The sequence below is a fragment of the Shewanella sairae genome (genome assembly GCF_023283535.1).
GTDB classification, from domain to species: domain Bacteria; phylum Pseudomonadota; class Gammaproteobacteria; order Enterobacterales; family Shewanellaceae; genus Shewanella; species Shewanella sairae.
Genome location: NZ_JAKILT010000101.1, coordinates 1 through 7,140 on the forward strand (window position 1 = coordinate 1; position 7,140 = coordinate 7,140).

Below are 7,140 nucleotides of genomic sequence, written 5' to 3' on the forward strand. Positions count from 1 at the left end.
GAAGGCTAAGTTTGCGGACAACCCGCTTACCTCAGATCTAATGCAGACTTATTAGAATCTGACAAGACCGTCCTATATTGATCGCTTACTTAGCAACCACAGGATTAAAGTTTTGGTTGAGCAAGTTATCAGCAACACTATCACTGTGTTTACGCTTGGTCGTTACTTTATATGCGTGACAAACAAACCAAGCTTATTCATCAGCTTTTTAACGCCATATTCGCTGACATTTAATCCCTCCTTGCATAACCGTTTTCGCAGTTCTCGATAACCCAAGCTATTTCGACTTTGCTTGAATATTGCTTTAGCTCTTCGATATAAATGAAGCTGAACAGCAGTAATGATTTTTGCTGGTCGATTTAGCCAAGCATAATAGGCTGAGCGACTTACCTTCATTATTTTACAAAGCTTCACTATGGGGAACGCTGCCGATAGCTGCTTAATCGTTTGAAACGTTACTTCGTTTCCCTAAGCAGGAGGGAGCTGGCCTTTTTTAAGATTTCTTTCTCCATCTTTAGTTCTTTGATTTCCTTACGTAGCTTCAGTAATTCAGCTCGTTCATCAGCATTTAAAATAGCGCCTGATTGCTCTGCTTCAAACTTGGCTTTCCAGTTATAAAGCAACTTATCTGTGATACCTAAAGACACTGCGGCTTTAGGGACGCTATAACCTTGCTCGGTTACTAATGCGACGGCTTCTTGTTTAAACTCAGCCGTGTAATTTCTGTTTGTTCGTTTTGTCATTTAACACCTCAATTATTGGATTATATTCTATTATTAAAGTGTCCTGTTTGATTACAGCAGATCAAAGACAAGAGAGATTGAGTATTGCAACAAAGCCGGTTAGATTAGAGCAGAACACTTTACAACTAAAATAAATTAATAAGCGCATAAATTTTTTTAATTGGAACAACTAAGAGTAATAGTTCATTATCTAAGATAGAACTTCACTTATTGGAAATCTAAGCTAAATCAATACAGGCTTTAACACGGTTTGCTTTGCAATTCCTTGTAGGCTATTAGATATACAATAGGTTCCTTAAACAATGACAGATGTCATTACTCACTTTAAACGGAAAAATGAAATAATTATGAAAAATCTTATAAACAAATTAGTCAGTTTTTACCATGATCAACGTGGAGTTACTGCCGTTGAGTATGCAATCATTGCTGTCGCAATGTCTGCGATCGTACTGGCTGTGTACACCAATGGGGATTTAGGGACAGCTATGACTGATGCAATGTCCACTGTAAGTGAAAATATAACAGGCGCGAAAACAGTACCAACACCATAAGGTTATAATTCACCGCATGTAACCTCCAGTTTTTTTTGTAATAATGTACTTATGTAAAGGGCATTTTGTGGAAATGCCTTTTTATTTTTTTCTGCTTGAGTTAGCTATATGCACCGGTTATATCGTTTTATTCTAATAGTAATTATTGTTCTATTATCTATATTCATATTTATACGTTTATCAACACCTTCAGAGCCAATAAAGACTCCCACTGTTGTAGAGCCAGTTGTTAGTGTGTACAAATTAAAGAACTCTGCAGATAGAGGCGATGCAGTGAAAAAACAGTCATTAACAATTGAAACTAAAAAACAATCTGATTTAAAATCGACTCCTTTTTCACCTATTTCAGATATTAACTTAACATCATCGGCTATATTCTCTAGATATGTGCCCAAAGATAGTTATCTAACGGTTGATGACATAGTGTCAATAGATAGTGATGAGTACATATCTAGCTTTTTAAATGAAGGCGAGTTGCCTTATTGGTATGACATTAGCGAGCAAATAAATAATAAGTCTCTAACGGTCAAAAATGGTGATTACATTAGTATTGCATCTGTAGCAACGCACCCTTCAGTACCTAGTGAATTTATAGTAACGCAGGCAAAAGTCCTTAAGTTTTTTGAATCAACAGAAAAAAACAAGAGCTCTCGCCTCCCTTCTTACCATATTATTTTAGCACTAACTCTGCCAGAGATATTAAATATTGAAAGGGCGTTGCTCGAACCTGGCAAGCTTAAATTATTATTAACGACTAACTTAATCAATAGCGGGGATAGCGATGTTGCAACATATACACTTACTCGACAAGTCACTCGTGGAGACCCGATTGCAAAAAGTGACTACGAGGAACTATCGAATAATGTAACAAGTTTTAGGACGAAAACAGCTGGATTTGGTCTAGCAGAGCTTTTATCCGAAGCTGTTTACAAAAATGATTATCCTGCGGGGACTTTATTAACCGCAGACATGATTGCAAATCCTAATGATTTCGATTTTCCTTTGTTTTTTTTGAAAAAAAACGAATTGCCTTATTGGTTTGATGTAACCGAATTGGTTAATAGTGGTTTATTTTATGCTAAACGAAACGATTTCGTAAGCTTTATACTAGTAACCTCTCCCAATAATTCAAAAAGTAACACTCCGAAATCAACAGTTAGTAAGGTTATTGCAAATGACATTAGAGTATTGCATTTAACTCCCACTCAAAAAATGAATGGTGAGGTTACATATAGCCTAGTCTTAGCATTGGATGCAGCGACACTTCTTAAGCTGGAAACAGCAAAGAAAACAGGGGAGTTAATTGTGGTGTTGTCTTCAAATTTAACTGAATCTGGAGAAATGAAAGGGAACTTCAGTAGTAATAAATTTGACGATAATGGTCCAGCAGTAAATGCTTTGCGAGGAAGTCTTTAACATGTCTTTTAGATTTTTTATCCTTATTTTGTTGGTTTGTTCATTTCCCTCTTATTCTGAGAATTACCTTTTGCTTAGTAAAGGTGAGGCTAAAACCATCTATTTATCTTCTCCCGCGGAGACAGTATTTATATCTGCTCCTCGCATTGCCGATTATAAGATAATTAGTCCGAAAACAATTGTTGTATATGGTGGCGATTTTGGCACTAGCTCGATAGTTGCATTCGATTCAACTGGTAGAGAAGTTTATAAGAATTCAATTATTGTTAATATGAATACAGATCTAATTAGTGACATTGTTAAAAGTAAATTTCCAAATGAAGATATCAAGATAACTAATGCTTCTGATACAGTTATACTAGATGGTGTTGTAAGTTCTTATCTAGTGAAAAATGAAATTTATAATGTAGTTGGTTTGCTGTTAAATAAAAATTCTGAACGTTCTTATTACAAAGTTGAACATACAGATGAAGCTAAGGGGTGGGGAGATGATGATTTAGAGTACACTGAAAGATATTATTTTGATGGTATACTGAATAATTTAAAAGTGATATCTATTAATCAAATTAATGTAAAAATTACACTTGCTGAAGTGTCAAGTGCATTTTTGACAAATCTAGGTGTTACTTATGGTAGTGATGCTGGACAAGGGGTGTTTACTAATAATCTTTTGGACTTTTCGGCTCAAAATATTGTCGCGTCGATAGCTGCAATAGGTGATGAGTCTATTGGTAAAGTACTCGCAGAACCTAATCTAACCGTGTTTTCAGGAGAGCAAGCGAGCTTTCTTGTTGGGGGTGAGCTTCCTATTGCGGTTCAAAATAAAGATTCTATAACCATCGAGTATAAAGAATATGGCGTGCTCTTATCAATGGTTGCAAAAGTGGTCGATAAAAATAATATCCGTCTTACCTTGGAACCTGAAGTCAGTTCTTTTGATGAGTTATATAAAACCACAGGTACATCAATGAATGTGCCTGCATTTAAAACTCGCAGAGCTCAAACAACAGTTCAACTTAAAGATGGGCAAAGTTTCATTCTGGGTGGGTTATTGTCTTCCCAGAATCTCGAACAAGTTTCAAAAATTCCTTTTTTAGGAGACATCCCACTCCTTGGAGGATTGTTTAGAAATACTGGGTCTAAGGGGATAAAAACAGAACTTATCATTGTGGCGACAGTAAACTTGGTAGAACCTGTAGCTCCAGAAAGTGTTAGGCTTCCAAAATTGAGACCAACAAGTGAAGTTCAAAGACTTTTACTCTTAGATTTTTCAAATAAACAAACCTCTCCTGAATTAGTAGATATAATAAATAATGGAGGATTTAACTAGTGCGACGATATAATTCCATAATATTACTAATTTTATGTTTGCCGGGCTGTGCCTTTTTTTCGTCGACGACACCGACTTCATTTTTGGATGAGATGAATAAAATATATGAGTTGTATTCAAAAGTGCTACCCATAAAAAACGGGGAGTATTCTGTTCCAGAACTAATCGATAAGTTATCGGAGCTTGGAAATAATTACCCAGAATCTGATTTCATTATAATTTATCCAGCTGAAGTGGAATCTTTTGCAACGCAATTGAAGAATGAAGTTGATTCTTTAGGTCTAATTGAAAAGAGAGTGCGTTACATATCTAACACAAAGAAAAGCAAAGGATCCCCCTTGCTAATATACGTTTCTAGTTTTGAACAATACAATTGTGGTGCATTAAATATAAATAATCACAGTTCATACAGTTTTGGTTGTTCGATAAGGTATAACCATAATAATAATTTAGTTCAACCTATTAAAGATAACTAATCATGACTTCAAAGTTCACCCCCTTTACTTTCAATAATAACGTTGAAAATGAAACAAATGAGCTTCGAGACTTAGTCGTTACTAAAGATCAAGATTTAGCAGAAGCTTTTACACAGTTATATGCAACAGAGGGCGTATATTCATTAGAAATTTCTTTATTCTTAGACCAAGAGAATATATCTAATTACACTACCGAAAATTATGCCAATGTGATAATTGATATGATAGGCGTTGATGCGTCAACACAGTTTGAACGTGTTGAACAGTTGTTAACATTGTTAGATGTAGGCGTAAATCTAATTATCCTAAGTGATATCGACTCCATAACTCTACAAAACAAAATGAGTAAAGCTGGCGCGATATATGTTCTATGGAATAAAGAACTGCCCAACCTAAACTGGAATGCCTGTTCTAGCTCTAATACATCTAAGTTGCGCGGACACTCGGAAAGGTCGGCTAAACGTATACTGGTCGTTGGAACTAAAGGCGGGGTAGGGGTGTCGAGTTTTAGCTCTTTTTTGGCGCATACATTAGCTTCAAAAGCAGGTTTAAAGGTACTGCTAGTTGAGCATGATATGTACTCTATGGTATCTGATGTCTATTTAAGTTTAAAAAAATTTAAAGCGAAGATACACACAGGCAGTCTGGAGCTACTTGATTTAGATACTGTTGTGGCAGAAAGCTACGTGCAAAATGTACAAGACAAATTGGATTTTATCGCGTTAGATAGTCGAGATGTAGAACTTAATGAACATTCTGAGCTGTTATTTAAATTATCAGAAGAAATAGCAAGTAAATACAACTTCATAATTGACTCTGTACCTATTTCTTCTTTTGATTCATTGAGGTTGGCAATTAATATAGAACGTTACGATCGAGTTTACATAATTTGCGAACCATCAATACCCTCACTAAGAGCATATAATCAGATGATTCAAAAATTAGGTGGAATTAAATATCAAACGGTATTCAATTTAACTCGCCCAGAAAAAGATTATTTAATGACTGTTAATAATAGCAAGAAACGAATTAAGGCATCTTCTTCTATATGTTTTCGCTATATCAAAGAATTTGATAAGAACGTACTTCAAGGCGGAATGGTAAGTATAACTAAGAACAAAAACTTCTATTCATTAGCGGAAATTGTGCTTGCCCTCACAGGTAAAGAAATTTCGCCTAAACCTATTTTTTCCATATTTAAGAAGTGAACATGTCAAATAATATATATATTTCATTGCGAGCAGATATTTTTGACGCATTAGATGCCACATTGCTAAGTGAAATAACCGCAGATGAATTGCTTCTACAACTTAGTAATTCTGTTGATATGCTCATTCTTAAAAAAGAACTTCAAGTCAGTTCATCTAGGCGATTAGAGATCGTTAACGCAATGCTCGCAGAGCTTAAAGGGTATGGTCCTTTGCAAGTGTTATTAGATAATCAAGATGTTTCCGACATTTTGATTAATGGTCCTAAAAATGTATTTATAGAAATAAATGGAAAAATGAAGAAGTCGGTTGTTTCTTTTGTTGATGAACAACAGCTCCTATCTATCGCCAAACGCATTGCTTCGAATGTGGGACGCCGAGTAGACGAATCAAATCCCTTATGTGACGCAAGGATGCATGATGGCAGTCGCGTAAACATTGCTGTTTCGCCTCTAGCTATTGATGGAACATCAATTTCGATCCGTAAGTTTAAGAAGCAAAAAATTAAGATGGATGACTTAGTGGGTTTTGGTGCCCTCACACCTCAAATGGCACATTTTTTGTCAATAGCATGTTTTTGTAAATGCAATATTGTTATATCAGGGGGGACAGGTTCAGGAAAAACTACTTTATTAAATGCTCTCTCTGGCTATATACAAGGAACAGATCGCGTGATTACCATCGAAGACGCCGCAGAATTGCAGTTACAGAAACCACATGTGGTTAGACTAGAAACTCGTCCAGCAAATATTGAAGGTACAGGTCAAGTAACAGCCCGAGATTTGGTTATTAACTCACTTCGCATGCGCCCCGACAGAGTCATTATTGGTGAATGTCGTGGAGGAGAAGCATTTGAAATGTTGCAAGCAATGAACACTGGGCATGATGGTTCAATGACTACTTTGCATGCTAATACACCACGAGATGCGATTTCAAGAGTTGAAAGCATGGTTATGATGGCCACGGCTAACTTACCGATTGAGGCTATCCGTCGCAACATAATAAGCGCTGTGGATCTGATTATACAAATTAAGCGACTCCACGATGGTTCTAGAAAAGTTATCAACATAACAGAAATATATGGTTTAGAAGGAGAGCAAGTAATTATGGAGGATGTTTTCCAATACAAAGCCACTTCTGTCGGTAGTGAGAACGAGGTTGTAGGCGAGTTTTCCTCAATGGGATTAAACCAACGTTCAATAGTTTTTGAAAGAGCGAGCTATTTTGGTTTACAAGATAAATTAAAGGCATTATTTGAATGATTATATTTTCTTTGTTTGGGATAGTATTCTGTATCATTCTGATTTTGTTGATGAATACCTATGAAAAAAACAGATAGATTGTTGGATTGGTATTTCTCATACTAAGAAGAAAAATGCGCAAATAAAAGTGATTAACTTGGTAGCGTTTGAAAAT

At 35.7% G+C, this 7,140-nt stretch carries 8 protein-coding genes; 6 read left to right on the forward strand and 2 right to left on the reverse strand.

Features of this window, described 5'->3' with window-relative positions:
• Positions 1-162: 162 nt before the first annotated feature.
• Positions 163-396 (reverse strand): IS3 family transposase, encoded by a 234-nt coding sequence (locus tag L2748_RS24670; protein ID WP_373317232.1) that lies wholly within the window; start codon positions 394-396, stop codon positions 163-165.
• Positions 397-455: 59 nt separating this feature from the next.
• The gene (locus tag L2748_RS22545; RefSeq protein WP_220783038.1) at positions 456-743 is read right to left on the reverse strand and encodes a transposase; all 288 of its coding nucleotides are present in this window, start codon (positions 741-743) and stop codon (positions 456-458) included.
• Positions 744-1,045: 302 nt separating this feature from the next.
• On the opposite strand from L2748_RS22545, the gene L2748_RS22550 reads away from it, so the two are divergent.
• The 6 genes from L2748_RS22550 to L2748_RS22575 all read left to right on the forward strand — a co-directional run bounded on the left by L2748_RS22550 (position 1,046) and on the right by L2748_RS22575 (position 6,986).
• A complete protein-coding gene (locus tag L2748_RS22550; protein ID WP_246616263.1) occupies positions 1,046-1,294 on the forward strand; it encodes a Flp family type IVb pilin in 249 nt (82 codons plus the stop codon).
• A gap of 273 nt (positions 1,295-1,567) precedes the next feature.
• Positions 1,568-2,710, forward strand: coding sequence for a hypothetical protein (locus tag L2748_RS22555; RefSeq protein ID WP_220783039.1), 1,143 nt, complete (start codon positions 1,568-1,570; stop codon positions 2,708-2,710).
• Between the two features lies 1 nt (position 2,711).
• Positions 2,712-4,040, forward strand: a complete 1,329-nt coding sequence (locus L2748_RS22560) for a type II and III secretion system protein family protein (protein ID WP_220783040.1) — start codon at positions 2,712-2,714, stop codon at positions 4,038-4,040.
• A 92-nt stretch (positions 4,041-4,132) separates the two neighbouring features.
• Positions 4,133-4,516, forward strand: a complete 384-nt coding sequence (locus L2748_RS22565) for a hypothetical protein (RefSeq protein WP_220783041.1) — start codon at positions 4,133-4,135, stop codon at positions 4,514-4,516.
• Positions 4,517-4,518: 2 nt separating this feature from the next.
• Positions 4,519-5,724: an AAA family ATPase gene (locus L2748_RS22570; RefSeq protein ID WP_220783042.1), complete on the forward strand. Its 1,206-nt coding sequence runs from the start codon at positions 4,519-4,521 to the stop codon at positions 5,722-5,724.
• A 2-nt stretch (positions 5,725-5,726) separates the two neighbouring features.
• Entirely contained in the window at positions 5,727-6,986 is a 1,260-nt protein-coding gene (locus L2748_RS22575; RefSeq protein WP_220783043.1) for a TadA family conjugal transfer-associated ATPase, read from the forward strand.
• Positions 6,987-7,140: the final 154 nt, after the last annotated feature.

Bases quoted from the DNA above. Each gene is read 5' to 3' on its own strand.
- L2748_RS24670 (WP_373317232.1), bottom strand. From the start codon at position 396: ATGAAGGTAAGTCGCTCAGCCTATTATGCTTGGCTAAATCGACCAGCA.
- L2748_RS22545 (WP_220783038.1), bottom strand. From the start codon at position 743: ATGACAAAACGAACAAACAGAAATTACACGGCTGAGTTTAAACAAGAA.
- L2748_RS22550 (WP_246616263.1), top strand. From the start codon at position 1,046: ATGACAGATGTCATTACTCACTTTAAACGGAAAAATGAAATAATTATG.
- L2748_RS22560 (WP_220783040.1), top strand. From the start codon at position 2,712: ATGTCTTTTAGATTTTTTATCCTTATTTTGTTGGTTTGTTCATTTCCC.
- L2748_RS22565 (WP_220783041.1), top strand. From the start codon at position 4,133: ATGAATAAAATATATGAGTTGTATTCAAAAGTGCTACCCATAAAAAAC.
- L2748_RS22570 (WP_220783042.1), top strand. From the start codon at position 4,519: ATGACTTCAAAGTTCACCCCCTTTACTTTCAATAATAACGTTGAAAAT.
- L2748_RS22575 (WP_220783043.1), top strand. From the start codon at position 5,727: ATGTCAAATAATATATATATTTCATTGCGAGCAGATATTTTTGACGCA.